Source organism: Xanthocytophaga agilis (assembly GCF_030068605.1).
Classification (GTDB): Bacteria; Bacteroidota; Bacteroidia; order Cytophagales; family 172606-1; genus Xanthocytophaga; species Xanthocytophaga agilis.
In genome coordinates this window covers 82,707-108,252 of sequence record NZ_JASJOU010000020.1, presented here as the reverse complement: position 1 = coordinate 108,252, position 25,546 = coordinate 82,707, and the positions used below count along the sequence as shown (strand labels likewise).

The following is a 25,546-nucleotide window of genomic DNA, read 5'->3' as shown; positions in this document are numbered from 1 at the left end:
AGAGGATAAATACCTGTTTTGTAAATTGCGTATTTATTCTATTCTTTAAAAAGTATTCATTTCAGATTTTTGTTGTAAATCAGGAAACCACACGAAAACAAGAGAAAAATAGAACCTCATACCATCTAAATCCACTCAGTTTAGATGTGCTAATTGATTTTTCCTGTTTTTATACATTTTTTCACCTTTATTATGTATCAAAGATTAATAGACCGCACTTTATTCCAATCCGTAAAACTAATTGTTCAGGACCCGGAAGTGCATTTTTTGTTTTGCGATTATTTGCGACACGTTGTTACCTATAAGCAATTTTTCTTTTTCCCAGTACCTGCAAGCCGGATAGCAGATCTTGAGAACGCAAAAGAGGATTTGATGATAAGCCGATATATACTGCGCCTCCATCTGAAACTGTATTCGAAGCTTAGATCACAGGGGGTATTCATTCGGAAACTGACCCGACTCCCTGTTTCAGAAATTGAAAAGCTTCTGGACATTTTTGACACGACCCGATAATTTTTTTGATTGCTGACATTGTTTTTTAGACAAGTATCATAATAAATATACATAGTCTGACACCTATAGTATAGACACCTGTCGTTCAAACGATTATGTGTAAAATACTCATCTATAATAACGAGTATTTTGTCTCTTTTTCGGGTAAAAGTCTTGTCCAACCTTTATGGCCTGCATATACATTTGTACAGGCTATGGTTTCTGTTAGTATTCCAAAAGATCAACTCAATATACCGGAAGCAACTCGACAAATGGATTTAGCAACAGCGTATGTATATAATCTCTATTTCAGTTTACATCCTTTGGAGACAAGCCCTGTGTGGATCTTTCAATTGTTTCCAGTTAAAGTTCGTTCAGAATTGCAATACATCAGGAGAAAAGTAAGATACATTCTTGAACTGTCAGGCTTAAGCATATACTTATCCGAGCCAAGACCGTTCTCACAAAAAAAGCCACTCTTAAAAAGAATGGCTTTTAATACATAACGAGTTAATTAGTATACTAAATCCTATCATTCCTTCTTTTATGAAGAAGATCTTAAACCTATTTTATTGTATATGAATATAGGGTGTCGGCGAGGGGGCTTTGAACTTGTGATACTCCCGGACAAAAATATAGATCCACGTCAACAGAAACAGTACCTGTACCCATCCATCTACTATATAGATATCCGAAATGACGTCACGTAACGGATAATAGAAGTCCACAAAGGCAAACGCCAAAGCTGTAATTCCTCCAAGTACAAAAGCAGGTCTGGAATCGGTACGTATAAACAGATAACTCAATAGAGTTAAGCCAACAGGTATTCCCAGCGCCCCCACCGTTTTGACTAGCCATATATCTGTTTTGTAGCCAGTTACCTCCATAAAGCTATCTATATGCACTAATGGCCATATGGCTATGATTAGTATATACAGGCCTTGTATCCATAGGAGTGATCTAAAAATTTTCATATCTATATAGCCGGAATTAAAGAGAACTTACATCAGGTTTTACAAGACCTTTCATTTGTTAGCAGTTATATTATTTACTAGTATCTGCAAGCAAAACAGCAGGCTGCGGTTCTGTTTGCTTTGAGTTATTGATTAACAGACTGAAAGAACGTTTTTGTAGCCTCTCCTCCTCCAGTAATATGTCCAGTTCTTTGCGGCACTGACCTTGAATCTGAATCAGTTCACTGATAACATTGCTCTGAGCTGCAATTTGTTTTCGCTTTTCCTGAATCCGCATACGGATTGGCTTGATAGTGGTTTTTGAGATCATGATAATTTCAATAAAAACGTGAAAGGGCACCTGGTAATTGGTGAAGTTGTATAGTATATACAACCTATATAGCCATGAATTAAAAACCTTCTGGATTGGAACGCTTTTAATTCATGGCTATCTATCAGTTCTTAAAGCTCTAAAGCTTTTTACCTACCTCACTAATAAATTCACTGATCTTTCCACCTATTCCCGTTGATCCTTCCATTTGCTCCATCTGAGCATGGCCTTCCGGTTTGGGTGGATTTAATACAGGTTCTTCTCCATACGGTTGTGCCTTTTCAAAGATAAACTGGCCTTTACCATCTATGGAGGTTCCTGAAGACCAACGTTGTCCTTGCTGTGAAGCTCCGTCCGCAATGTTTGTTGAAACAAACGTATAGCTGAACTCCTGTTTTTCCTGAGTTTGCGGGAAGCTGTTTGGAATCGGATGTACATTCTGTACTCCTCCCAAATCCTCTAATACTGCCAGCCACTGATTCTGGTGCATTGTATCACGGGCAATCAGAAATGATAACATATCTTTCATACCTGGATCGTCGGTTAATTCCCAAAGACGGGTAGCCAACAATCGTCCTGTTGATTCAGCCATTACATTGGCATACATATCTGCAGCCAGATTACCGCTGCCTACCACCCAGGAACCATTGAAAGGTACACCATTGGCATCTGTTGCCATGGCTGCCATACCTGACGAAAGTATGTGACGAACATCCATACCACCCATAGCCGCGCCTACCAGTGGATTATCGCGTGCAATCTGATCTTTCAGTTCATTGGATGCTGTATCCAGATTCATCGCTACTGCAGTGCAAAGCATTTCAATATGGGAGATCTCTTCTGTGCCAGTTTCTAAAAGCATATCTCTGTATTTGGCTGGTCCACGTGCCCCCCATGCCTGAAATAAATATTGCAAACATACACGAATCTCACCTTCGATTCCTCCAATTGCCTGTTGAAGCATTCTGGCAAACAAAGGATTGGGCTTTTCTACCCGAACGGTAAACTGGAGCTTTTTATCATGATAAAACATAGCTGTAAGGGTTTAGGGAAGTGAACAAAAAAAGCACTGTAGCAGCCAGCTTTTGAAGTATACTATCTCTACTCTTTCACTTCTCAAACTGGCTTGCCCGTGCAAATCAACATGTTACAAAATTGGTTATCAGAATCCGGCCATAAAAGAGAGTAAATACCCAATTTTAAAAATAGGTGTTTGCCACATAAAAGGTATGAGAGTCATTGTTTGAACCGAACCCATGACCCACTTCTTCCCTCCGTTCGGTTCTTATTAGTCTTTACGAAACTATCGCTTCCTCCCACTTGTTATGATTACAAACCGGACAAGTCTGTTTGCCCGCTGGTTGTGGACTTCCGCACTGAGAGCAGACTTGTACATTGGGTGCTTTTTTTTGCTGATCCCGAAACTCTCGATCCCATATAGGTATCATCGACAGGCCAGGCTTAGCCTGTTTGTTTTCTATAATGGTAAAAGTGCCATCGGCTTCCATATAGAGTCGTTCAATCGTACCCAGATGTGCAATCCCACTCTGACGAATAGACGCCACAATCCGTTCTTTGGGAAGTCCGATTTTACGTAAAGCTTTCAACTGCAATACACCATCTTCGACCAGCGTAGAATACTTACCATTCACTACATTAGAAAACTTTTCATTGGAAAAAGCCCAGAGAGATACCAGTCGTTGAATACCTACAATGACAATTGCCACTATCAAGGCAGGTATAAGTCCACGGGAAGGTTGTTGCAACGGAACCCCAATGGCAGCTGCCAGCGATACCAGGGCTGCCAGTTCTGAACGATTGCGAGACAACACCTGCGACTTACCCGATAAACGCAAAGCCACAACCAGAATAATAAAGATAATCAGGAAGCGAATGATCACCTCTATCAGAAAAACAGGAGGTGCATCGCCAAAAAAGATCCGGGTAAAGTCGTCGATTTTAATATCTTCAGCTTTCATACTAGCTTAGTGTTTATACGATGAAAAAATAATTTTCTGAGAATCCTCTTTGGCTTCTTCAAAGACAGGACTTCCATCCTTAGATGGTGGAACTTCAGTAATTAAGGCCTTTGTCCAACTATTAGCCTGACAATTGGGACAAGATACCTGTTGATCCATGTTCTTTTCTCTGATTACCCAGCCGCAACTATGACATGCCAATAGCGCATTTGAACTGTATTGCCGATCAACAATTACTTGATCAGTGAAGGGTAAGAGAGAAAGTCCAGGCTTGGGATTGTCACTGTGATAAATACTCACTATTCCACACGCTTCCAGATACACCCGTGAAAGCTGCCCCAGATGAGTTATTTTTTTTGAACGCAGATGTGAAAAGATCTGCTCCCGTTCAAAGCCTTCCTGACGTATCTGATTGAGCTGGAGAACACCATCTTTTACAAACAGACGGACATCTCCTTGTACCAGCCGTTCCACTTTTGCATAGGCAACAGAAAGTCGGTTCACTCCTCTTAACGCAACAAGCACACAAAGTAAAATCACAACTCCTGGCAAAAGACCTCGTATCGGATCTTGCATTGGAGCGGAAACAATAGCACCCAGCATGATCATAATCGACATCTCGGTGAGACTTAACTGGGCGTTCATCCTCTTTCCAAGCAATCGGACAATCACCAGCAGAAACAGAAAAATAAATACCGACCGTAAAAAGACCTCTACCAGAAACACTACCGGTGCGTCACCCAGCAGGATGCGCTGTATATCCCAGAGATGAATATCTTCTTTTTTCATATAGTTCTTGTATTGGAGTTTAGTTGCAGAATGATTTGGTTGTAAGTCAACTTCTTTCTATTGATAATTACTGTTTATAGAAGGGTACGGTAGTATAGGATGCCACAATGGATCGAACAAATGATTAATTTTAGACACTGATCTTGCTCTATCCTCTTAGTTGTAAAAAATTGAATCCAGTAGCAGTTCCTGATTTACACTTTCAGTCAGAATGATACATGGCAATGTACTAGCACATAGTAATCGTATCGAATCGAAAAAGCCAACCTCCTAGTCATGGCGGGAAAAAAGTAGTTACTTACTATCCTCATTCAGTTTTTGTTCAGCACAAACCAGTGTTAACCCCAACAAAATGATTTGAATAATGTCATTACAGCAAGAAGCCTGACCTATCTGAGATCGAAGATAAACCCATTGGTCTTGCAAAAACTGAACTGCAGTATCTCTACTCTCAACGTCCAGAATCAACAAGTCTGTATCGGATATGTCCGTGTTGTGGTGACGCATAGTATAGGAATAGTTCCCAGACAATTCATCCCAGGCATTCTCTGTATCAGATTTGATAATAGTCAGCAACTTGTCAAATAGCTCTCTATCCTCTTTCCAGTCCTCTACCACAATCAGTTCCATCATCCGACCCGGATTATAGTTATGTAGCTGATATGGTTTATCAGCAAAGGCACAATGAATAAAGTGTTCATACATTCTGCCGCAAGCAAGCTGAAAGTGATTAATCATACTTTTCGTCTATTTTATACCAGGATCTGCTTTTGTTACTCTTTAGACAACCGCATTGCTTTCTGCCGGTTCGTTTTCAGACTTACAAAAAAACCTTCCTGAAACAGAAAGGTTTTTTGCTCCTAAGTTCTCGGCTCGGCAAAGCCAGTAATATGAAACAGCCAATATATGAAGACCATATATATTTTTTCCCAAGGAGTTATTCTACATTGGATTACTCTCTAGGGTTATGAAGTAAGATGTTACAAAGTTTGTCAACAGAATATTCTTATAAAAGAGGGTTAATACGCAATTTGACAATCACGTATTTGACGCATACAGGTAAATACAATATTCTCAAAAATAGAAGAGAAACACCCATTTTTTAGCCATTTAGCGCCACTGCTTAGTGCAGCTTCCGATCAAGAAGCTACCATATTAGAGAAACAGAAGGATTAATACCTACACAATAGATTGAATATCAACAAATTGCACTAAACACTTATTTTAAAAATTGGGTATTAACTCTCTTTTGCAGCGCAATCAGATTGGCAATCTTTGTATTCCATTGACACTTTATTCACAAGCAAAGTAAGTCCGTCTCCAGATTTACTTAACTCCTTCAATCAATGAAAAAGACAGCTAATCATTCAGCCGTACTCCAAATGTCTACAGAACGAAAGCATACGATAACTGTATTACGTGCTCTTTTGGATAGACAACAAGACCTTATCCATCAGCTTCGCATAGAACAGAATCAGATCCGGGTCAAACTACAGCGATTACTGGAAGAAGAAAAGTATGGGTATATAAAAAGAAGGTCCTGACTATACCATCCTGGACAACTTTATAGTATAACTACCAGTAGTACGAGCAACTTACTACTACAAACCAAATACTTTCCTGCCCTGATATGAAAATTATGAGAGACTTTGAAGAATTTACCATTTTCAGTCCCGGAGACCTTGCAACTCGCTGGAATCTTTGTTCCAGCGTTGTTTCTTTATTATATGCAACTGCATTTCCGGCAGCCGGACGAGACTATAAGTTTGGATTTAAATTCTATCAGGATACTCCTATATACTATGCGCTAATTGACTGGAAACTCAAGAAAATTGCACGGGTATCTCCTATTGGACAAGTAGATGAGCTTTATCAGATGGTAGAAAAAGAAAGAAAATATAGGCGCTATCAATCAGCTGTTGCGAAAGCACTGGAAGAGATAAAAGCGGACAAGATAGAGACCCGGTTTTCTGAAGATGTGTATATCACAGTGAACCGTGTTATTGCCTATTCCCGCATTTGTGAAAGTTCAACTCTCCCTTCTTCGCTTTGTGTTGAATTTATGTACTATCCGTATTACGGATGGCAGTCAGAATCCATTGATCAGCTCATACCCCTCTAAAAAAATCTATCTGACAAGTAAAAACAGAAAGTACACTTGTTTTTTTTCACAAGCTACTTCCACTGACGCCAAATACTTCAATTAGTTTTGCCTGGAAACCAGCCTGTGCCACCAGCTTTTTTACATGCTCCGGATCAAGCTCATTACCCGAAACGGTAAGCGTCTGATCATCACTGTTAATATGCCAGTGCGCGATTTTTGCATCTTCATTGAGCAAAGGGGTAATACCTGCCTGACTTTCTATGGAATAGATATCGGTTTTAAATTTGAATATCTCCATGTTGAATTTAGTTGGGAATGAGAAGATAAATAAAATAGAGGCTACCTGCATGGTAGCCTCTTGTTAGTCTTTGATTCTGCTGCTGGTTTTGTCCAGATCAGTCAGTGAGCTAAATCTCTGCGGTCTGACTTAAGACAATAAAAAACCATCCAACTGAAAATGAATGGATACATCCGGATTCATTCTCTGGTTTAGATGAATTACCTTAAACCAGTTATTTTCGAGTTTATCACTCCTTTCGCAGACTAATACGCTTATATTTTAAAACACTATGCCATACCTTGCCAGGTTAAAAAGCTCTGTTTACTGGCTGCCATTGTAGCTTTCTGCTTTTGCTGAGGAATTAATTCCTTACTATAAATCAACACTTTTCGCCATCTCTATACCATAAAATTCGTACCTCAAAATAAGAAAGTTACAATGGACGGTATTCAAAACAAGGTATCGCAGGAGAATGCTAAACCAAACACGTATTTACCACAGTCACCTGCTACCTATTGATTTCTACAGATTTGTATAAAAAAATCAGTGTATACACTTTCTACACCTATATCTGAAAGAGTGCTGATTTGTGTTAAACACCTTATTTTGAAATTAAGTAGTTGACACATAGATAGTAACACCTGCCAAACAAAGTTAAGAAGATGGCATTATTTTATCATATGTATGATCAAAACTGAGGGAGAGAGTTTTCAGAAAAACAACTAACAACCTCACATTTTTTTGCTTGTTCTTTATCAGAATATATTCTTTTGACTACGGCTCTCTCATGAACCCTGGAGCGATAGAAGTCAAGAATCAGAAAGACTGTAGACTATAAGAATAGATGATGAAGTGATTTAAGCAATTGTAAAGCAGTTCAGAGGTCAGATAGTGGAGTGAGGCTATTTTATTTATAGTGGTTAAGTAACACAATAGATTACAAAACCCATTTTTTCAACTCTTATAGCACTTTAACCAATATCTGACTTTGCTGCTTTATCGAATTTGTTATTCGAGAAGAATAAACGTACTACATACACACTAAAGCTGATAAATACAAAGAAGACTTACTGTGCAATACTCTTTTTATATTCTTTTCTTCCCAAAAAAGGTTGCACAAACTGATTTAATCCAAATACCAAACTCATTGTTATGCAGCAATTCACAGATTTTATACTCATCGAGCCGTCTGACAGGCTGCCATGGGATTTGGGAAAAAGAATGAAGTCTTTGCTTTCTGCTGATGTATTTTCAGCAGGTGGAATACACTATAGATATGGGCTTAAGCTATATAAAAACGAGCCACTGTATTATGTTTTGGTAGAATGGAGCAAAAAACAAATTGTTCGGGTCTGTGAAATGGGACCTTCAGATAACCTGTATGAAATGGTTGAAAAACAGAAAAAGTATCTGACGGAGAAGGAATTTATTGACAGAGGACTGGTACAGCTAAGGGCCACCCAGATATATGAAAGACCAGTTACTGACATTCCGTTAGTTGTTAGAAAACTATTTCCAGATCCGGAATCCAAATCTATAGATGGTTTACCCATTGGTAAGAAGATAGAATATCAGTACTATCCCCTGTTTGGATGGCAGTTTGAAAGAGTGACTGAGACTATTTGTTTAGTCGATACTGAGATAGAAAGCTATTGATACCTATTTATATAATACACACGTCAGTAGATTGTAAGACATTTGCGCCTCTTTTGATTGACATTGACTATGACAAAATAACCGGATAAGACTACTACAATTCAATTCGAATCAAGTCTTGAGACTAAGTATAAAAACGTTTAGAGATAACCTAAAATGTATCAATATCAATCAACAAACCGACAAATACGATGAATACCTATCAGAGATTTTTATTGATGCTGGCAATAGCCTTTTGTGTTGTATACATGGTACTGTATTTAGACGTAGACAATACAGATCATATTTTTCTGAGTATGCCTCATTTTTATAGGACACTTTTGATAGTATCTCCTATGGCAATTCTGATATTGCTGATGGTACCAAAGACATATACCAGCATGAAAATGAACAATATAATCATGGGAGCAAGCGGAGTGGTATTTCTTGTGTCGCTGATCTTTTTACAGAATCAGACATTCATGAAAGATACCCAATACCTGAAGGCCATGATTCCACACCACTCAGCGGCTATAATGACAAGCAAGACTGTAACTATCAAAGATCCCAGAGTCATAAAGCTCTCACAACAGATTCTTCATTCGCAGGAAGACCAATTAGACCAGATGAAAAAACTCCTCAAGGAAATGCAGCAATAGTACAGGAGGACTAGAACATCAACAACTGGTACAAACAATCATTCGCTCTTTAAAATTGCAGCAGACAACGTCATAATCATATTTCACTTTTATCGAAGACACTCAAAATATCCGTTACGAAAGTATTCGAACACATTCATTGACTCATCCATCATAATTATACTATGTGCCTATTTGTGATCTTTTCATAATACATCTTTGAGAAAAATGCCGAAAGGTCTGGTTATATTAACCAGACCTTTCTTATTACTTTTCAAAAAAGTACTTATACTATATCCAGACCAGAGGCCAATATTGAACAAAAAGCTGAGAGTGAAAGATCTTGTGGCTATAGGGTTATAGTACTTCCACCAGAGTATGTATTCTGAGAAGGCAACTAAATTTATGTTGAGAAAAACGTATATTAAACTGATAAGTAACGATGAGACGAAGCCTGCCAGAAAGAAGCAAGAGCCTGGTCAAAGTCAGTCATTAAAGATGCTTTGTTACTGGTTAAAGCAGTAGAGCGGACAGGCAAATCGGATGACTTTTCTTTTTGCCGTAAATACCAGTAGTCAATCGACGTTTTATCAAAACCAGCCTGAAAAGCAATGCCTTTGGTAAACTCAGCCCAGCTAACTTCACCCCTGTTTGACAGATGCCAGATACCATATGCCTGATCCAGAAATAAGTCGAGGCTCTGGTGTATAAGCTCTGGCAGATAAGAAGGCGAGAAACGTAGGTGATCAGGGATAGAAAAACTTTCCTGACGGGTAAACTTCTCAAATGTGAGTTGAATAAAGTCCTTCGCATGCCAGGGATTTAACAAGGCACCTGTACGCACAACTAAGGCCTGAGAGAGATTTTGCAGGATCAGGTTTTCAGCAGCTACCTTACTAATACCACTATCACAGGCAGGTGATACAGGGTCCTGTTCATGGTAAGGAGCCCCTTTGGTGCCATCAAAGACAAAATCATTTGAAAACGCCAGTAAAGGAACCGCATTCTCCTGACAGGCTTTTACCAGAAGCGAAATATCATGTAAATGGAAGTTGGTACCTGATGAGAGCAAATTCAGGTGAGTTTGGCTTTTTTCTTCTGTAGCAAGAATAACTCCCCAGGGTTTATAAAGCTGAAACAACTCCCAAAGCTGGTTACTATCCATAACCAATTGCGAAGACAGGATATGATTGGCGAGTCCACGTTCCTCACATATGGTTGCAAAAGCAACCTGCATGGCCTGGCTATTGGTAAATATAAGCAAGGGCTTACGAGTCACCGAATGTGATAGAGCAGCCGGTGACCTTTGCCACCAGCCTGGCTCATGAACAACGGAAGGTACAGCAGTCTGGTCTGTTAGTAACTGCTTGACCAGAAACGAAAGTGCCGTTGGACGTGGTTCTGACGAACGTACATCAAATAGTCCCGGTTCATAATACCCTACCTCTCTGGTAAGCAAAGTGTTCCAGTCAAAAGAGCCCAGAGAAGCCCAGGCAGTAATGGCTCTGAAGTCTACACCTTTTGCAATAAGCTTCTGTCCGGTTTGCCAGGCCTGATAAAACCAGCGCATTTGTTCTTCACGGGTACATCCCAGGTGCACTTCTGTTACAGCCAAAGGAATAGTATATCGTTCCCAAGCTTGCAGCAGTAACTTCTCAGCCCCCGCCATCTCTATAGGCGCTCGTACAGCTTCTATGTCCACATACTGGTGTCTGCCGTTGCCTCCGACCAGAAAAGAAGGATATTTAGTGATCTCATGGTCCAGATATCGCTCACTGGTAAGGTAATAATCAAGGCCTAAGATATCCGGAGGACACGCATTTTCAAGAAAGAAATATAACTCCTCCGGAGGAATCTCAGAGTCAAGTAAATAATTCCAAAGCGGGTGTTTATCATCTACAAACCCACAAAGTAAATCATATCCCAACCACCTGCGTGCATTATCAAAGTCAGCCTGGTACTGGAGTTCTTTTGTGCTGTATGTAATGCCTAAATCTTCAGTTTGTACCAGCTTCGCTGCAGGTTGTATCTGCCGGATTTGTTGCATAGCCAATACTATCCCTTTGCATTGATTGATCAGGATACGACAGAATCCTGCATCATCGCGTCGGTGTGGATACCAATGTCCATACAAACCCGCAAAACGAGCGGTTGTAAGCGGTTCGTTGATGGGATTATAGAGAGTCAACCACGGATAGCGTTCGGCTACATTTCTGGCAAAACGTGCAAACTGTTCCGGAAAGTGAAGCTGATCAAATGTACAGTAGGCCGGACCACTTCCATGATGAAGCAGTCCGACAATCGGGTTCATCCCAATATCCTTTAAAAACTGCAATCGTTCATCAGTCCACGACCAGTCCTGTTGACCAGGATCGGTAGGAGCAATTCGCTCCCATAGTACCGGATAGCGAATGGTCTGAATACCCAGTTGAGCAATCTTTTCCAGATCCTGAATACGCGTTTGATGCCCATTTTTGAGTAACTGATCAAAATACTGGTCGTCAATGCGATTCACAGAACATTCGATTCCTCCCCAAATCTCAGGATTCGGGAGCGGCAGGAATGGCATTGGGTGAGTAAACTCCGGGGCTCGGAACATGTTTTTTTACAATTTGTGGATCAAGAACTTCGTTAACAGATTTTTTACCGGATAGTTTGTCATAGAGTGTCAGTGCCTGAGCAACCACCTGATCCATGTTGTAATACCGGTATGTACCCAGACGACCTACAAAATGCACGTTGGGCAGCGTTTCTGTTAACAACTTGTACTGTTGATATAATGCTGCATTTTCAAGCTTGGGTACCGGATAATACGGATCGCCGTTCCAGCTTGGATACTCGTAGGTAATACTGGTTTTGGCATGTTCCTGTCCGGTTAAATGCTTGTATTCTGTGATACGCGTATAGTCTTGGTCGTTGGGGTAGTTTACCACCGCCACCGACTGGAACTGAGGCTGATCTACTGTCTTATGGACAAATTGCAGAGAGCGGTAGGGAAGATGTCCGTAACAATAATCGAAATACTCATCCACCGGCCCGGTAAAGATTAGATTTTTAAACCCAACATACTTCTTGATTTCTGTATAGGATGTGTTGAGTGCAATGTGAATGTTGGGATGATCCAGCATATTTTCAAACATACGGGTATAGCCATGCAAAGGCATATACTGGAATGTATCTGTAAAATACCGGTCATCACAGTCAGTGCGCGTCGGAATACGGGAGGTTACCATTTTATCCAGCTCCGAAGGGTCCATTCCCCATTGTTTACGGGTATACCCTCTGAAAAAGGTTTCATACAAATCTCTTCCTACCTGGCTCAACACTACATCTTCAGATGTACGAATAGTTTCTATAGGCTCTTTAATCTGATCAAAATAAGCAGCAAGTTGTGCGGAATCAAAATTATGTCCATATAACCCATTCACCGTATTCAGGTTAATAGGGATGGGTAGCAATTTGTTCCTGACAGAAGCCAGTACTTTGTGTTCATAAGGCCTCCATAGCGTAAATTCAGACAAATAGGCAAATACCTTTGGTGAATTGGTATGAAAGATATGGGGTCCGTATTTATGAATCAGTATACCCGATTCGTTATAGTAATCATAGGCATTACCGCCTATATGCTTACGTTTATCAATAATAAGGACTTTTTTGTTGCTCTTTTTCGCTAAGCGTTCTGCTAGTACAGCGCCAGCAAAGCCAGCACCTACAATAAGGTAATCAAACATATACAGGTATAGTTAAAAAGTGATCAATAGGTATATGTCAGGGAATTACAAATGATTGGCAATAGAATTAGGGTAATGCAGGAGGGCTAGTTACTACCAGGTCACATACTAAGCCATATGCCTTGTTTTCGTTTCAGCCAGCTTTGTTATCAATTGCTGCATTTGTTGCCAGGTATAATCCCATGAATTATTTGCAAGGAACTCATCTACTCTTTGTTGCCATTGTGTATTTCCTGCTTCGTTAAGTGCCTTCTCTATCGCCTGTTCAAACTCCTCTGCTGATTCAGCAATATGAACCAGACCCACTTCTCCATAGGGACGAATCACATCTGTAATGGGAGTAGAGACAACCGGTCTGTGAGCCGCCAGGTATTCTGGTGTTTTGGTTGGACTAATAAAACGGGTAGATTCATTGCGGGCAAAAAGCAGCAGGGCCACATCCCACCCTGCCAGATAGGCAGGCAACTGTTCATACGATTTCATGCCTAGATAGTGGATATTCGGATTCTGAGGTAAGGTAGCCGGATCAATTTTTACAACCGGTCCTATGATAATAAAATGCCAGTCCGGGCGACGTTCAGCCAGATCGCGCAGCAGATCAATATCAAAACGTTCATCAATCACTCCATAAAACCCAAATTTTGGTGCTTCAATGGTTGCCTGGTCTGCTGGTTCAACAGCCCTATGTGCTTTAGCAAAATGATCTTTATCAATGCTGCTGGGGAACGCACGAACAAACGGATGCCGATCTCTTTTGGCTTCATACAAACTCAACCCTCCTGTATAGACAATATCTGCTTTTTGAAGCAATTGCTGTTCCCATTCCAGCAGTTCAGGAGGAGCCCCTTTAAAAGCAGAAAGTTCATCCATACAATCATAGATAGTCACTTTCGGTGTTAGATTTTGACCGAATGCCAATGCCATTGGGGTATAATACCAGGCTACATAGTCTTCAATCCGGTATTTTTCTATCAGGGTCTTCAGTATATTTTCTTGTTCCTGTCTGGCTTCTGTATGTGAAAGGGTAGCTGGAAACTGTGGAGTGATTACCCAGAGATTATTTTCGTTTCGTTCATTAAAACTGACAATCTCCTGTGTATCAGAAAATACAGGCTCTTCTACAAAGAAAACCCGCCATTGCCTTGCTGCCCGTGTCATCAAATGTTGAGGACGTTGAAAAACAAAGTCCCAGCGCAAATGTGAGAAACAGATCAGATTTTGAACAGATATTTCTGCTGGTGTGTCTATAGCGTCTTCAGTTAGCTGAGTATCAGACATATTACCAATATTACCTTGTATAGAGGTTGTGCCTTGCAATGGATCTGTAATTTGTACAACAGTAGAGGCTAATAGATTAGATTGATCTTTCGAAACGGTCTTCATACTATGTAATGGGAGATTAAGTGAGGTATGCTGAAAAGAAATAAGGTTAAATCAGACGCAGGGTATACTAACCTTAGTATAGAAGTTGATTGCTTGCATATACACTAAGGTTAGCAGATCTGACAAATCAGATAGACTCTCTCTGTATCACTATTTCCTTTGAGCTTATATCTATCTGCTACTGATATGAAAGGCAGATCTTTTTCCTGATTCCTTTATTTATTGCCTACCGGATTACTCATAGAATTGAGTACTTCCCGGGATACTTTCAAATGGGTGCGTACAAGCGGATGGGCTGCAGCTGCCAGACTCTTCAAATTCGAATCACTGGCCTCAGACTCAACCATACTCATTACCTTGTCCAGCTTTTCATGATCATTTACGCCACTCTCTTGTATATAAAAGCGGTCTACTTCATTACCTGTGAGTTTGCTAAGCTGAGTAAGCATTTCCTGCGTTTGAGAATCTATTTCTCTGGGAAGGCTAACCCCTTTGGCTGAAGCTATTTCCGTTAGTTTGGCCGCCAGACCGTTTTGCTCTTCGACCTCAGCCTGTGCTATTTGACGTATCTGATCATTACTAGCTTTTTGAACGGCCATCTGGCTAAGCATTAATTGTTGCATGCCCCCTTTGGCTACCTCCATAAATAAGGTCTGATCTTTCTGAGAAAGTGCTTTCTTATCTGCCGTAACAGCAGCTACTTTGGCAGCGCCTTCCTTGTTGATACGCTCTAGCTCTGTTCGGCTCATTCCGCCTATCATAGCAGAGGCGTCTGCCTTATTACCAGATGCTTGATTTCCTGATTGCTGAGCAAAGCTTGTCAGAGGGACCAGTGATGTGACTGCCAGTAATATAGCACCAGCAAGGATGCAACGTAGTTTGATATTGTAGGTTGTCATAAGGGTTGTTTTAATTAAGTGATTTTTATGGATCTCACATAGCAGAGAATTTCTGCCGGATGTAAGTGTACACCATCTGACGATCCGTTTATCCGGACCTGGGTATGAACAGAATTTTATATTATCTGCAGGAATACTTATACAAAACAGTGCCTTGTCTGGAGAGTAGATTGATATAGGATGCGTTAAATACCTGTTTTTAAAAAGGAGTATTTGACGCACATTGGAGTGGTGGCAGATACCCAGGTGTGAAGTTTATGAAATGAAATAGTGTGTTCTAATAGGCATAAGCTTGGCTTTTGTATACCAGGCTATGGCTTGGGCCAACTGTGTAAAATACTTGTTTTCAATATTTTACAGTATGTAGTTGCAATTAAACTGCCAGACAGGATAAGAGCTAGCATAGCAAGGCATGATTTTTATCAGCCCTCCCCAATCTGTACAAAGCCGGGCCAGCTGAGATAAGGAGTCTACATAAATGATGGAAAGCCCGGAATAGGATTTAAGATATATTCCCTATAAGCACACCAGAAACTCTGCCATTTTGTGATATATTACCAAACTTTATCAGATCCTGTCGTACTAGTTTGTACAGGCTTAGACAAGCCCCACATATCTGTTTACAATGCGGCTATTTTGTATGTTAGAAATAGAAGCTGAGTACCTTCTGATAAAACAGCAGCCAATAACAACAGTCTGGACATTCAGGAAGAACATGCTGTGTTGCTCCTCACTAATCTATCCTAGGTGTACATAAAAGTAGTCGTTTACCACCAGGTAAACTTGTCCCGGACGAAAAACAAAACATCCGGACAGGAATGTTTTTTTTACGGATATCAAGCTATCTCTTATGAGGATGTTCATTAGTGGATATTCATTTGGAAATCCTATACATAGCTCGTTTGGCTTTCCTTTTTTGTTTGTTCAGTAAATGTCTGGTCTGAATTGTATTTACTCAGAACATGTATACCAGCCATACCTTTACAAACCTGTAAAGACACTTTTTTAAACCGGAATTCACAACATGTGAGCATCTGAATAGTAATAAGGACAATATCCTACTAAAATCAATATAGCTTTTACCCCATCAACTCATGGAACCCAATCACCCAAACTACGGACTTACAGAAATTCAGGAAGATTCAGCAGAGGAGGTACACTTTGTGAACCCTTTGCCACGGGCAGTACTTCGGCACACCCGATTTGCTCTTCTGGATGGCGAATGGAAATTTTCATTGGACAATGAAGATCAGGGGTTGGCCAACAAGTGGTATCTGGCACATACCTATCAACATACCGCTCACTGGCCAGGTGCAGTAGAATCTCACATGGCAGAAGCAAAAGATTCCCACCCTTCCTCTTCCTGGCAGGATAAGGTGATTGTGTGGTATGAACGGGAATTTTCCTTTCATGCTACCATCGAAGAATCTATTCACTCTATGCTACAGATCACATTTGGTGCCTGTGGGTATGAGACCAGAGTCTGGCTGAATGGACTGCCTCTGCAAACCATTGATGGGGAAGAGATCCATTATGGGGAGTATACTTCTTTCTCATACGAATTAAACCAGGAAATGCTGCGGCCTGTCAATCGGCTTACTGTCCGGATTGCAGATACAATGGATGCCGAAATTCCAAGAGGCAAGCAGGAATCGCATGTGTACAAACGGGGAGGTATCTGGTATCAGACCTATACCGGTGCAGTACGCAGTATCTGGCTGGAAACTGTAGAACGCAATCGGCTTCGTTCACGAGTTGGGGTGATTAGTATAATAGAAGACAAGCTTGTTCAATTTAACCTTACCACCCGGATTCATGATCCTGGTTGTTATATCTTACGATTAAAAGTCTACGAACGAAGTCGCAAGTCAAACGAACCCCTGGCAACATCTGATTTCCCGTTACGTCTGGAAGTTGGTCAGAAACGGCAACGGGTAGCTATTGAAGTTCCCGGAGCTGAGCTTTGGTCACCGGAATCTCCTCATTTGTATCGGCTGGTGGCACAACTGATTGATCCCAGTGGCTACGCAGCCGAAATCGAGACGTTATTCGGTTTGCGTAAAATAGAGTCCCGCAGTTCTAAAATATATTTGAACCATACCCCAGTCTATCTGGATGGTATCCTTTATCAACCCGGTACGGCTACCTATGAAGAAATGCAGCGTCATATGCAGGCGATGAAGGAGTTGGGTTGCAACCTGGTGCGGATTCATATTACAGGCGTTGATCCAAGGATTTATAATTTAGCGGACGAAATGGGTATGCTTTTATGGGTTGAGGTACCCAGTCCGCATAGTTCCAGCCAGGTAAGTCGTCAGAATCACCGGACCGAATTGCTCCGAATGCTCACACTCATTGAAACCCATCCGTCCATCATAATCTGGAGTCTGTACAATGAAGACTGGGGCGCTCAGGATATTGCTATAAATCCGGAAACCCGTCAATACATCATGGATATGTATCATTATATGCAGATTAACCATCCTCAGTTTTTGGTTGTTGATAATGATGGATGGCACCACGTTTCCTCAGAGGGACGTTTGAAATCCGATTTACTGACTGCCCATTTGTATACACCTGATCTGGACCGATGGAAACTGTTGCTGAACCGATTAGTAGCTGGTGAAATGGAAGGGGTAGCTGCGTTTCCCCTAGTGGTAGGTGATCCGTTCTTTTATCGCAAACAAAAACCATTGCTGGTGAGTGAATGGGGTGGTTTTGGCTTTGTAGATTATGGAGGGCCCAATGATGCAGAAAGCCGGACAGAGCAAATCCGACTGTTCAAACAGGAATTGCGAAAACATCCTATAGCGGGAGATGTGTATACACAGGCCATTAATATCGAAGATGAACGAAATGGCATTATCGATGCACATACCGGAGAATTACAGGTTCCTGCCAATGTGTTATCTTCCAAAGATATACAACTATAAAATACCGAACGAATATCTAGTATATGGAACAGGTTACCAGGATAGTATCGCGTTAAGAAAGTTAACACTTTTAAACGCGACTACCTGTCATAAACTTTTTATCCAATACTCCCTTTCAACTACAACAATACGACTTTTGACTAATTCCGTTTTCTGGCCTCTGTTTACCTTTGCTTAAACAAAAAATCAGAAAAATGGAATTAAAAAACAGCACCATTCTAATCACCGGCGGAACAAGCGGGATTGGCTTAGAGTTTGTCAGACAACTTACCCAACAAGGAGCTACAATCATCGTTACAGGACGTAACCTGGAGGCATTGGAGAAAACAAAAACGGCGTTTCCAAAAATTCACCCCTTCCAAAGCGATGTGAGCAAACCACAGGACATTGAAAAGTTGTACAAAGATGTTACCCGACAATTTCCTGAGTTGAATATCATCATCAACAACGCTGGCATTATGCGTTTGATTGATGTAGAGGATACTCGATTGGATCTGGAAAATATTAACCGTGAAATTGTCACCAATCTTTCGGGTACTATCCAGATGGTGCATCAGTTTTTACCGCATTTACGAACAAAAAAGTCGGCTGCAATTGTCAACGTTTCATCGGCAATTGCCTTTACGGCCTATTCTTCTGCACCTGTGTATAGTGCATCAAAAGCAGGAGTTCACGCCTATACACAGGCATTGCGCTTGCAACTGGAAGAAACAAACGTAAAAGTATTCGAAGTAGTGCCTCCGGGTGTGAATACCAATCTTCAAAATGATTGGGTGCTACAACCAAACCCCTCAATGATGATGGATGTAGACAAAATGGTAAACATTGCCATTAAAGGACTCTTGAATGACAAACCAGAGATTAAACCTTTCCTCATTAGTATAATAAAAACGGTGAGCAGACTTATGCCCAATCTCCTGCTCAGGTTCGGACATGGTGAATTTAAAAAATTTAAACAACTGACTGCTAACTACTAAATATGGTAGAGATGAAAAAATCACTTTTAGTAGTCATCATGCTGTTTGTATCAATAGGCACTTTTGCACAGAAATTATCACCAGACCAGATAGTAGGGATATGGCAATGTGAGGATTTTAAAATAGAGATCTTCAAATCAGGTACTACTTACTCTGGTAAACTACTATGGGCAAAAGACATATTTGAAGCTGACGGAAAAACGCCTAAGAAGGATAGTAATAACCCCAGCGAAAAACTAAGAAACCGATCCAGACAGGGTATTGTACATATTACAGAACTCGCTTACAAAGACGGCGAGTATAGAGATGGAAAGCTATATAGTGTGCAGGATGGAAATACCTATAGTCTAAAAGGTGTACTTAAAAATGCGGACAACCTTGAAACCAGAGGGTATAAAGGTATTCCAATGATAGGTAAAACGTTCATATGGAAACGTGTTCAAAATTGAGATTCAGGCAACATTTTGTTTTTCTTTCCAATGTGGCTTCCCTAGGTTATTCTATCTGTTTTTTCTGTAGTTCAAGCATAGGCAACAATACCTCAACAAATCCAAAAAAGGGTTAACAAGGTCGATCATTATTGTTCAGATCTCATTCTTGGCCAGTTATATAATCAAAAGTAGATTCTTACCTAAAATGATAAAAAACATTCTTTCCTTAGTATTATTGATCGTTAGCGTATCACTAAGTTTCAAGCACGGCTGGGATACATTTCACTATAAAAACAATCCCGAATCAGTCAAAATGATGAATGACTTAGGTATCAGTGAATCGATTATTCCATTCCTTGGCTTTTTAACTATAGCTGTGGGAGTTCTGTTGCTGATTCCCAAGACATTTTTCCTCGGCAATATGCTCAATGCTATCTCAATTCTTTTTATTATGGGATTGGCATTACGAGCCGGAAATGGTCGAATGGCGTTGATAGAGATTCCGTTTCTGGTAATGCCATTGCTCTTGATATGGCTAAAATATCCATTTAAAAAGTAAACTACTTCTGTATAATAGCAAATATGAAACCCTACAGGATACAATCCATATCGGAAATACATCGGTTGATGAATCTTCCCAAACCACATCATCCGCTGATTGGTATAATAGATTTAAAGGGACTAAAAAATGACCCAAACATCACTGCCGTTATTTTTGACTTTTATGTAGTATCGCTCAAGAGAGGTTGTAACAATCTGTTATATGGGCAACAGAAATACGATTTTGATGAAGGTTTAATGGCGTTTTTGTCGCCCGGACAGGTTTTGCGTGGTGAAGAAAATGGTGTACCTGCAAATCTGGAAGGCTGGATGTTGTTCATTCATCCTGATTTTTTATGGAATACCTCTCTTGCAAAAAAGATAAAGCAGTATGAATATTTTGGGTATGCTGCCAATGAAGCTCTGTTTCTTTCCGACAAAGAAGAAACCCTTATCAATGGGATTATTGACAATATCAAACAGGAGTACCATTCAAACATTGATAAATTCAGTCAGGATGTAATCATTGCACAACTGGAATTGTTGTTTACTTATTCTCAACGGTTTTACGAACGCCAGTTCATTACCCGCAAAATCACCAATCACAAAATTCTAGAACGGATGGAAGATGTATTGGCAGACTATTTTGGTAATGAAGACTTGATGATAAAAGGATTACCCAGCGTTCAATACATTGCCGACAAACTGAATATTTCAACCAAATATCTGAGTAGTTTATTAAAACAACTAACCGGGCAAACTACCCAGCAGATCATTCATGAAAAACTAATTGACAAAGCAAAGGAGAAACTATCTACCACTGAATTATCCGTAAGTGAAATCGCCTACGGACTGGGTTTTGAGCATCCTCAGTCATTTAGTAAATTATTCAAAGCAAAAACTAATCTCTCTCCTTTGGAATTCAGGCAATCGTTTAATTAATTGTTTCAACTGACATCTTCTCTCCTCTTATTTTATACTCTCCTACCCTTTGGAAAAGGATACATGAAGATAAATAAAGGCATATAAATAGATAAGCAACCCAACTTAATTAGTATAACTAACCTTCAAAATTGAATTATAGGATAACTATCAGGCTAGCTAATGACCAAAATAAATACAAACGAGCTATCGCAGCTCTTGTTGCAGGATATCTAAGGTCTTCTGATCCTGTATTCCTTTAAAAAAAGTATTAATAACATTCTTAAAAACGGGATCGGCATCTTTTACATTGGCAAATAAGGTCATGCAGGAACATAACTTCAAATCATCCGGAGAGCCAAATATCTGATTGGCTGTTTTTCCTTCCAGTTGTAAAACCGCCTGTGAAATTTCAATCAGATTTTTACCTAGCACAGGGTGAAGAAGATAAGCTGTGGCTTGATCAATATCCTCAATAGCATAAAATTTTGCGGTGTCACTTTGCCCTAACCCCTTAATCTGAGGAAAGATGTACCACATCCAATGAGAAGTTTTGCGGCCACTTTTAATTTCCTGTAGTGCTTTCAAATACACCTGGTTTTGTGCATCCAGAAATCTGCTCAATGTATCTGTTGACATGATTATCTTTTTTAGTGAACAATAAAGCATTGTCTTTCTTTTATACCATAAAAACAGTAGTTCCGCTATCAGACTGAATCAGATAAAAGATTTCATATTGTTGGTAGTACGGATAGCCAGAGACTATACAGGTAGTATAAGTTTTCTATGAGCATATAACTAATTGGTTCTGAAATAAGTTGACAGATGCATTAACTTATTCAGAACCAACTAAGTACGCTGTAAAAACTGCTAGTATTCAGTAAACTTTTCAAACCTGATCTTACCCATTGACCACAGAGCCACCATTGACATGGATAACCTGTCCGGTAATATAACTGCTATCTTTGGATGCCAGAAATACATAAGCTGGTGCTACTTCGGATGGTTGACCTGCTCTGCCTAATGGAGTATCTTTACCAAATTTACTCACCTTCTCAGCTTCAAAGGTAGCAGGAATGAGGGGTGTCCAGATAGGTCCTGGCGCTACCGCATTGACCCGAATTCCTTTGGAAGCCAGATTCTGTGATAAAGCTCTGGTAAAAGCAACAATGGCACCTTTGGTAGAAGAATAATCCAGCAGCGTAGGATTGCCTTTATAAGCAGTTACAGAGCTGGTGTTTATAATTACTCCATCTTCAGGCAACAGACTCAATGCAGCTTTGGCGAAATAGAACATGGAAAAAATATTGGTCTCAAAAGTTGCTTCCAGCTGTTCTTTGCTAATGGTCTGAATATCATCTTGAGGATGTTGTTCAGCCGCATTATTAACCAGTACATCAAACCGTCCCAGACGCTGCTTGGTTTGCTGTACAGCATTCTGGCAGAAGCTTTCATCCCGAATATCGCCCTGGATCAACAGACACTGCCGACCTTCGTCTTCAATCAGTTGTTTTGTTATCTGTGCATCTTCATTTTCATTTAGATATACAATGGCAACATTGGCTCCTTCTCTGGCAAAATGTACAGCTACTGCACGTCCAATGCCACTGTCACCGCCTGTAATCAGGGCGACTTTACCTTCTAGTTTACCGCTTCCACGGTAGTCTTCTCGAATAACTTCCGGTTGTGGCGTCATTTCAGTTTCCATCCCCGGTTGGCCGTCTTGTGTTTGCGCAGGGAAATTATTTGGATATTGATCAGTTGGCATAGCATTAGATTGTTAAGGTAAAAGAATAGAAATCAAAAAATGTTTTGTTGGTATGTCTGTGTTCAAAGTATGCATTTACGGAGTATACGAAACCCGGTAAATAACTCCATTGGTATCATCTGAGACTAATAGTGATCCATCGGTATGCACAGTCAGTCCGGCTAAACGTCCAAAATGACTCGTATTATTATTGATCAAAAATCCTGTCAGGAAGTCCTCAAAACGGGTAGGTTGTCCATTTTCAAAACGCAATCGTACTACTTTATAGCCTACAGGGTCCCGGCGATTCCAGGAACCTCTCATGGCAACAAAAGCATCCGTTTGATACTCAGATGGAAATTGTGAGCCAGTATAAAATACCATTGCCAATGGGGCACTATGTGCTTCATACTGTAAGAGAGGTAGTGTAGTTTTGGCCAGGTATTGCTCATAGGTAGAATCTTCAGGCGGAGGCTGCGGATTAAATTTTCCATCGCCGTAGATATAAGGCCAGCCATAAAATTTACCTTGTTCCAAAAGATTCACTTCTTCCTGCTGTTCTCTGTCTCCTAGCCAGTCAATCCCATGATCCATGCCATACATCTTCTGAGTTTGAGGATGCCAGCCAAATCCAATTGTGTTACGTAGTCCGGAGGCAAATATCTTTCGGTTAGAACCATCTGCGTTGGCTTGCAAAATGGTAGCATTTTCTGCATTCGGTTCTTCACAGGCATTACAGGTACTACCTACAGTGATGTACATTTTACCATCTGGCCCAAATGCAATGGTGCGATTGGGATGCTGACCTGCGTCGGGCAAATCTGAAATAAGCATTTTTAATGTTCCCAGTGTCCCATCATTGTTAATAGCAGCAGAGAACACCTCATGAACCGTAACCAGATACATCTGATTATTGTAAATAGTGATTCCATGCATATTGGGTTTATTGGCTACAACCTGTGACTGATCTGATTTTCCATCCGAATCAGTATCTCGCAGTAATGTTACGGTGCCGGCATCTCTGTCTGTAAAATATACCTGCCCGCCAGAGCCTACTGCCAGCATACGAGGCTTACCAAGATTTTCTGCAAACTTGCTGACTGTGAAGTTTGCAGGTACCTTGAGCTGAGCGACATTCTGATCTGTGGCCTGCTCCTGTACCGGATGGAAAACATGACCTTCTACTTTTGTAAGGCCATCAGGATCATCCTCATCATTTGAATCGCAACCTGTAAGCATGATGCCCATTAGTGTTGCCACAAAAACCATTTTTACCGGGTGTAGAAAATTGAATTGCATGATTATAAGCGATTTGAAAAGAAATAAGTTAAAAAGTATTATCTGCATTGAATACATAAAATGCTTCTACAGAAAGGCTTTGCTAGAAGATGGTAAAAACTATACCCGTTTATGCTTATAGCAAGTAGGAATACACCTATGATGAGTATGAAGTTGGTATACACTAAAATTAAACATCCGCCATAAAAGCCTGTATATCAGTAAATTACATCAATTTACAACCTTTAAGATTATTGGCAAGCGTCAAGCTGTTGCGCGAAACACCTATTTTTTAAAATGAGTATTTATCACAAAGGGCAGGAGCCAAAAAGATGTACGAATGATTAGACAAAAAGATGTTGGGATTTATTGTGTAATTATTGAACTACCCCACTCAATCCTCTGAATCAGAGAAGAGAACCAGAACAATACTATAACCAGAGCAAGTATTGTATCGACAGGAATACCTTTGTGGAAAAATGTATTATGTGCTACTGAGAGTAAACTAATTCATCGAAAAAAGAATAAAAGCTACCTTCCAATACTTAAAAACTTCATTTCACCGTTGCAAGTACGCTAAATACGTGTTTTTACAAATAAGTATTTACACTCTTTTGTAGATTTTCATTATTAGTAAACTTTGTAAAAACAGTCAGTTTTTAATTAAATATGATGTTAAGTTAAAGAAACATTCAAACTAAAACTGCCGAAATATGAGAGATGATCTTTACACACAAGCCAGAATTGAAGATTTAAAAACCCATGTGAACATCATAATGGAGAGAGTACATCAATTACTTGCCCAACAAAACAAAAGCCGGATTGAAATACAGCGTCTGATAGAGGGTAAAACAGACTGTATTCATAAAAAGCCAGATGATTGTTCAGACACCAACTATAATCGTTGGCAATAAGCTTCCGGAAGGTAAAGATCGAATTATTTTGAATTTTATCGTTAGTTACGACATAGTTTTTAGTGAATAGTTCAAGTGTACTCGCTTTTTTGTATGTAATGTAAAAAAGCCTTTCTGAATCAGAAAGGCTTTTTTGTCGTAGATAGGTTACTACCTATCCGTTTTAGAAAAACCCTCTCTATTGCATACATTGAACGATAACACAAAAAATTCTTTTGCTGACAGGCATGCTTTTTAGCTGGTAGCCCCAATTCTACAAATATATTTTTCTGTCACATCTTATCTACACTATGCGACTTTTGTATGAACCGACTTAGTTAACTAACTAAGTAATTTATTCATATGTAGATGAACGGGTTAGTAATAAATACATTTGTGACGCAAAGATCTCAATGCTGTCAACATAAGGAAAAGCGCTCACAAACTCTCTCCATCCTCCTGTAAAGACATCTCCCCTGCCCTCCTGTAAATAATCACACCCTACTGCTTTCCTTCTAAAAAAAGCTTTTGACAAATAGAACTCTGTTTACTTTCTGAGAAAAATACATTGCAAAAGGAAAGTTGGTCTATCTTGTCACGCCTGTTCCGACA

General features: G+C 40.1%; 26 protein-coding genes. 11 read left to right on the top strand and 15 right to left on the bottom strand.

What is annotated here, in order from left to right:
- Window positions 1–192: 192 nt before the first annotated feature.
- Window positions 193–513 carry a hypothetical protein gene (locus tag QNI22_RS35985; RefSeq protein ID WP_314518937.1) on the top strand — a complete coding sequence of 107 codons (321 nt, stop codon included), beginning with the start codon at window positions 193–195 and terminating at the stop codon, window positions 511–513.
- Window positions 514–1,061: 548 nt separating this feature from the next.
- On the opposite strand, the gene QNI22_RS35980 is transcribed toward QNI22_RS35985, so the two are convergent.
- The 6 genes from QNI22_RS35980 to QNI22_RS35955 form a co-directional block, all read right to left on the bottom strand.
- On the bottom strand, window positions 1,062–1,466 hold the full coding sequence (locus QNI22_RS35980) for a hypothetical protein (RefSeq protein WP_314518936.1): 405 nt from the start codon (window positions 1,464–1,466) through the stop codon (window positions 1,062–1,064).
- Between the two features lie 70 nt (window positions 1,467–1,536).
- Complete coding sequence (locus tag QNI22_RS35975; RefSeq protein ID WP_314518934.1) at window positions 1,537–1,776, bottom strand: hypothetical protein; 240 nt, start codon at window positions 1,774–1,776, stop codon at window positions 1,537–1,539.
- A 139-nt stretch (window positions 1,777–1,915) separates the two neighbouring features.
- Entirely contained in the window at window positions 1,916–2,809 is an 894-nt protein-coding gene (locus QNI22_RS35970; protein WP_314518931.1) for a manganese catalase family protein, read from the bottom strand.
- 262 nt (window positions 2,810–3,071) lie between these two features.
- Window positions 3,072–3,755 carry a DUF421 domain-containing protein gene (locus tag QNI22_RS35965; RefSeq protein WP_314518929.1) on the bottom strand — a complete coding sequence of 228 codons (684 nt, stop codon included), beginning with the start codon at window positions 3,753–3,755 and terminating at the stop codon, window positions 3,072–3,074.
- Window positions 3,756–3,761: 6 nt separating this feature from the next.
- Window positions 3,762–4,544: a DUF421 domain-containing protein gene (locus QNI22_RS35960; protein WP_314518927.1), complete on the bottom strand. Its 783-nt coding sequence runs from the start codon at window positions 4,542–4,544 to the stop codon at window positions 3,762–3,764.
- 294 nt (window positions 4,545–4,838) lie between these two features.
- The gene (locus QNI22_RS35955; protein ID WP_314518925.1) at window positions 4,839–5,282 is read right to left on the bottom strand and encodes a hypothetical protein; all 444 of its coding nucleotides are present in this window, start codon (window positions 5,280–5,282) and stop codon (window positions 4,839–4,841) included.
- A 608-nt stretch (window positions 5,283–5,890) separates the two neighbouring features.
- Here QNI22_RS35955 and QNI22_RS35950 point away from each other — a divergent pair.
- Window positions 5,891–6,088: a hypothetical protein gene (locus QNI22_RS35950; RefSeq protein ID WP_314518924.1), complete on the top strand. Its 198-nt coding sequence runs from the start codon at window positions 5,891–5,893 to the stop codon at window positions 6,086–6,088.
- An 86-nt stretch (window positions 6,089–6,174) separates the two neighbouring features.
- Window positions 6,175–6,666: a hypothetical protein gene (locus QNI22_RS35945; RefSeq protein WP_314518922.1), complete on the top strand. Its 492-nt coding sequence runs from the start codon at window positions 6,175–6,177 to the stop codon at window positions 6,664–6,666.
- 46 nt (window positions 6,667–6,712) lie between these two features.
- Here QNI22_RS35945 and QNI22_RS35940 read toward each other — a convergent pair whose 3' ends face one another.
- Window positions 6,713–6,946, bottom strand: coding sequence for a copper chaperone (locus QNI22_RS35940; protein WP_314518920.1), 234 nt, complete (start codon window positions 6,944–6,946; stop codon window positions 6,713–6,715).
- A gap of 1,134 nt (window positions 6,947–8,080) precedes the next feature.
- Here QNI22_RS35940 and QNI22_RS35935 point away from each other — a divergent pair.
- Together QNI22_RS35935 and QNI22_RS35930 are read left to right on the top strand one after the other, a co-directional pair.
- Window positions 8,081–8,584, top strand: coding sequence for a hypothetical protein (locus QNI22_RS35935; protein WP_314518919.1), 504 nt, complete (start codon window positions 8,081–8,083; stop codon window positions 8,582–8,584).
- Between the two features lie 335 nt (window positions 8,585–8,919).
- The gene (locus tag QNI22_RS35930; RefSeq protein ID WP_314518918.1) at window positions 8,920–9,222 is read left to right on the top strand and encodes a DUF305 domain-containing protein; all 303 of its coding nucleotides are present in this window, start codon (window positions 8,920–8,922) and stop codon (window positions 9,220–9,222) included.
- A 403-nt stretch (window positions 9,223–9,625) separates the two neighbouring features.
- On the opposite strand, the gene QNI22_RS35925 is transcribed toward QNI22_RS35930, so the two are convergent.
- The 4 genes from QNI22_RS35925 to QNI22_RS35910 all read right to left on the bottom strand — a co-directional run bounded on the left by QNI22_RS35925 (window position 9,626) and on the right by QNI22_RS35910 (window position 15,214).
- Window positions 9,626–11,800 carry a family 1 glycosylhydrolase gene (locus tag QNI22_RS35925; protein WP_314518915.1) on the bottom strand — a complete coding sequence of 725 codons (2,175 nt, stop codon included), beginning with the start codon at window positions 11,798–11,800 and terminating at the stop codon, window positions 9,626–9,628.
- Window positions 11,742–12,932, bottom strand: coding sequence for a UDP-galactopyranose mutase (glf, locus tag QNI22_RS35920; protein ID WP_314518914.1), 1,191 nt, complete (start codon window positions 12,930–12,932; stop codon window positions 11,742–11,744). The genes QNI22_RS35925 and glf overlap by 59 nt, the downstream gene beginning before the upstream one ends.
- A gap of 108 nt (window positions 12,933–13,040) precedes the next feature.
- A complete protein-coding gene (locus tag QNI22_RS35915) occupies window positions 13,041–14,315 on the bottom strand; it encodes a glycosyltransferase family 1 protein (protein WP_314518912.1) in 1,275 nt (424 codons plus the stop codon).
- Between the two features lie 215 nt (window positions 14,316–14,530).
- Window positions 14,531–15,214 (bottom strand): DUF4142 domain-containing protein, encoded by a 684-nt coding sequence (locus QNI22_RS35910; RefSeq protein WP_314518909.1) that lies wholly within the window; start codon window positions 15,212–15,214, stop codon window positions 14,531–14,533.
- Between the two features lie 1,094 nt (window positions 15,215–16,308).
- Here QNI22_RS35910 and QNI22_RS35905 point away from each other — a divergent pair.
- The 5 genes from QNI22_RS35905 to QNI22_RS35885 all read left to right on the top strand — a co-directional run bounded on the left by QNI22_RS35905 (window position 16,309) and on the right by QNI22_RS35885 (window position 21,037).
- Window positions 16,309–18,147 (top strand): glycoside hydrolase family 2 protein, encoded by a 1,839-nt coding sequence (locus tag QNI22_RS35905; protein WP_314518907.1) that lies wholly within the window; start codon window positions 16,309–16,311, stop codon window positions 18,145–18,147.
- A 194-nt stretch (window positions 18,148–18,341) separates the two neighbouring features.
- Window positions 18,342–19,124, top strand: coding sequence for an SDR family oxidoreductase (locus QNI22_RS35900; RefSeq protein ID WP_314518905.1), 783 nt, complete (start codon window positions 18,342–18,344; stop codon window positions 19,122–19,124).
- Between the two features lie 11 nt (window positions 19,125–19,135).
- A complete protein-coding gene (locus QNI22_RS35895; RefSeq protein WP_314518904.1) occupies window positions 19,136–19,573 on the top strand; it encodes a DUF2147 domain-containing protein in 438 nt (145 codons plus the stop codon).
- A 187-nt stretch (window positions 19,574–19,760) separates the two neighbouring features.
- The gene (locus tag QNI22_RS35890) at window positions 19,761–20,114 is read left to right on the top strand and encodes a hypothetical protein (RefSeq protein ID WP_314032705.1); all 354 of its coding nucleotides are present in this window, start codon (window positions 19,761–19,763) and stop codon (window positions 20,112–20,114) included.
- Between the two features lie 14 nt (window positions 20,115–20,128).
- Window positions 20,129–21,037, top strand: coding sequence for a helix-turn-helix domain-containing protein (locus QNI22_RS35885; protein WP_314519027.1), 909 nt, complete (start codon window positions 20,129–20,131; stop codon window positions 21,035–21,037).
- A gap of 186 nt (window positions 21,038–21,223) precedes the next feature.
- On the opposite strand, the gene QNI22_RS35880 is transcribed toward QNI22_RS35885, so the two are convergent.
- From QNI22_RS35880 to QNI22_RS35870, 3 genes are all read right to left on the bottom strand, one after another.
- Complete coding sequence (locus QNI22_RS35880) at window positions 21,224–21,655, bottom strand: DUF1810 domain-containing protein (RefSeq protein ID WP_314518902.1); 432 nt, start codon at window positions 21,653–21,655, stop codon at window positions 21,224–21,226.
- A gap of 262 nt (window positions 21,656–21,917) precedes the next feature.
- Entirely contained in the window at window positions 21,918–22,784 is an 867-nt protein-coding gene (locus QNI22_RS35875) for an SDR family oxidoreductase (RefSeq protein ID WP_314518899.1), read from the bottom strand.
- 75 nt (window positions 22,785–22,859) lie between these two features.
- Entirely contained in the window at window positions 22,860–24,062 is a 1,203-nt protein-coding gene (locus QNI22_RS35870; protein WP_314518898.1) for a PQQ-dependent sugar dehydrogenase, read from the bottom strand.
- 692 nt (window positions 24,063–24,754) lie between these two features.
- Here QNI22_RS35870 and QNI22_RS35865 point away from each other — a divergent pair.
- Complete coding sequence (locus tag QNI22_RS35865) at window positions 24,755–24,955, top strand: hypothetical protein (protein WP_314518896.1); 201 nt, start codon at window positions 24,755–24,757, stop codon at window positions 24,953–24,955.
- 334 nt (window positions 24,956–25,289) lie between these two features.
- On the opposite strand, the gene QNI22_RS35860 is transcribed toward QNI22_RS35865, so the two are convergent.
- On the bottom strand, window positions 25,290–25,469 hold the full coding sequence (locus QNI22_RS35860) for a hypothetical protein (RefSeq protein ID WP_314518895.1): 180 nt from the start codon (window positions 25,467–25,469) through the stop codon (window positions 25,290–25,292).
- Between the last annotated feature and the right edge of the window lie 77 nt (window positions 25,470–25,546).

Bases quoted from the DNA above. Each gene is read 5' to 3' on its own strand.
- QNI22_RS35985 (WP_314518937.1), top strand. From the start codon at position 193: ATGTATCAAAGATTAATAGACCGCACTTTATTCCAATCCGTAAAACTA.
- QNI22_RS35980 (WP_314518936.1), bottom strand. From the start codon at position 1,466: ATGAAAATTTTTAGATCACTCCTATGGATACAAGGCCTGTATATACTA.
- QNI22_RS35975 (WP_314518934.1), bottom strand. From the start codon at position 1,776: ATGATCTCAAAAACCACTATCAAGCCAATCCGTATGCGGATTCAGGAA.
- QNI22_RS35970 (WP_314518931.1), bottom strand. From the start codon at position 2,809: ATGTTTTATCATGATAAAAAGCTCCAGTTTACCGTTCGGGTAGAAAAG.
- QNI22_RS35965 (WP_314518929.1), bottom strand. From the start codon at position 3,755: ATGAAAGCTGAAGATATTAAAATCGACGACTTTACCCGGATCTTTTTT.
- QNI22_RS35960 (WP_314518927.1), bottom strand. From the start codon at position 4,544: ATGAAAAAAGAAGATATTCATCTCTGGGATATACAGCGCATCCTGCTG.
- QNI22_RS35955 (WP_314518925.1), bottom strand. From the start codon at position 5,282: ATGATTAATCACTTTCAGCTTGCTTGCGGCAGAATGTATGAACACTTT.
- QNI22_RS35950 (WP_314518924.1), top strand. From the start codon at position 5,891: ATGAAAAAGACAGCTAATCATTCAGCCGTACTCCAAATGTCTACAGAA.
- QNI22_RS35945 (WP_314518922.1), top strand. From the start codon at position 6,175: ATGAAAATTATGAGAGACTTTGAAGAATTTACCATTTTCAGTCCCGGA.
- QNI22_RS35940 (WP_314518920.1), bottom strand. From the start codon at position 6,946: ATGGAGATATTCAAATTTAAAACCGATATCTATTCCATAGAAAGTCAG.
- QNI22_RS35935 (WP_314518919.1), top strand. From the start codon at position 8,081: ATGCAGCAATTCACAGATTTTATACTCATCGAGCCGTCTGACAGGCTG.
- QNI22_RS35930 (WP_314518918.1), top strand. From the start codon at position 8,920: ATGGCAATTCTGATATTGCTGATGGTACCAAAGACATATACCAGCATG.
- QNI22_RS35925 (WP_314518915.1), bottom strand. From the start codon at position 11,800: ATGTTCCGAGCCCCGGAGTTTACTCACCCAATGCCATTCCTGCCGCTC.
- glf (WP_314518914.1), bottom strand. From the start codon at position 12,932: ATGTTTGATTACCTTATTGTAGGTGCTGGCTTTGCTGGCGCTGTACTA.
- QNI22_RS35915 (WP_314518912.1), bottom strand. From the start codon at position 14,315: ATGAAGACCGTTTCGAAAGATCAATCTAATCTATTAGCCTCTACTGTT.
- QNI22_RS35910 (WP_314518909.1), bottom strand. From the start codon at position 15,214: ATGACAACCTACAATATCAAACTACGTTGCATCCTTGCTGGTGCTATA.
- QNI22_RS35905 (WP_314518907.1), top strand. From the start codon at position 16,309: ATGGAACCCAATCACCCAAACTACGGACTTACAGAAATTCAGGAAGAT.
- QNI22_RS35900 (WP_314518905.1), top strand. From the start codon at position 18,342: ATGGAATTAAAAAACAGCACCATTCTAATCACCGGCGGAACAAGCGGG.
- QNI22_RS35895 (WP_314518904.1), top strand. From the start codon at position 19,136: ATGAAAAAATCACTTTTAGTAGTCATCATGCTGTTTGTATCAATAGGC.
- QNI22_RS35890 (WP_314032705.1), top strand. From the start codon at position 19,761: ATGATAAAAAACATTCTTTCCTTAGTATTATTGATCGTTAGCGTATCA.
- QNI22_RS35880 (WP_314518902.1), bottom strand. From the start codon at position 21,655: ATGTCAACAGATACATTGAGCAGATTTCTGGATGCACAAAACCAGGTG.
- QNI22_RS35875 (WP_314518899.1), bottom strand. From the start codon at position 22,784: ATGCCAACTGATCAATATCCAAATAATTTCCCTGCGCAAACACAAGAC.
- QNI22_RS35870 (WP_314518898.1), bottom strand. From the start codon at position 24,062: ATGCAATTCAATTTTCTACACCCGGTAAAAATGGTTTTTGTGGCAACA.
- QNI22_RS35865 (WP_314518896.1), top strand. From the start codon at position 24,755: ATGAGAGATGATCTTTACACACAAGCCAGAATTGAAGATTTAAAAACC.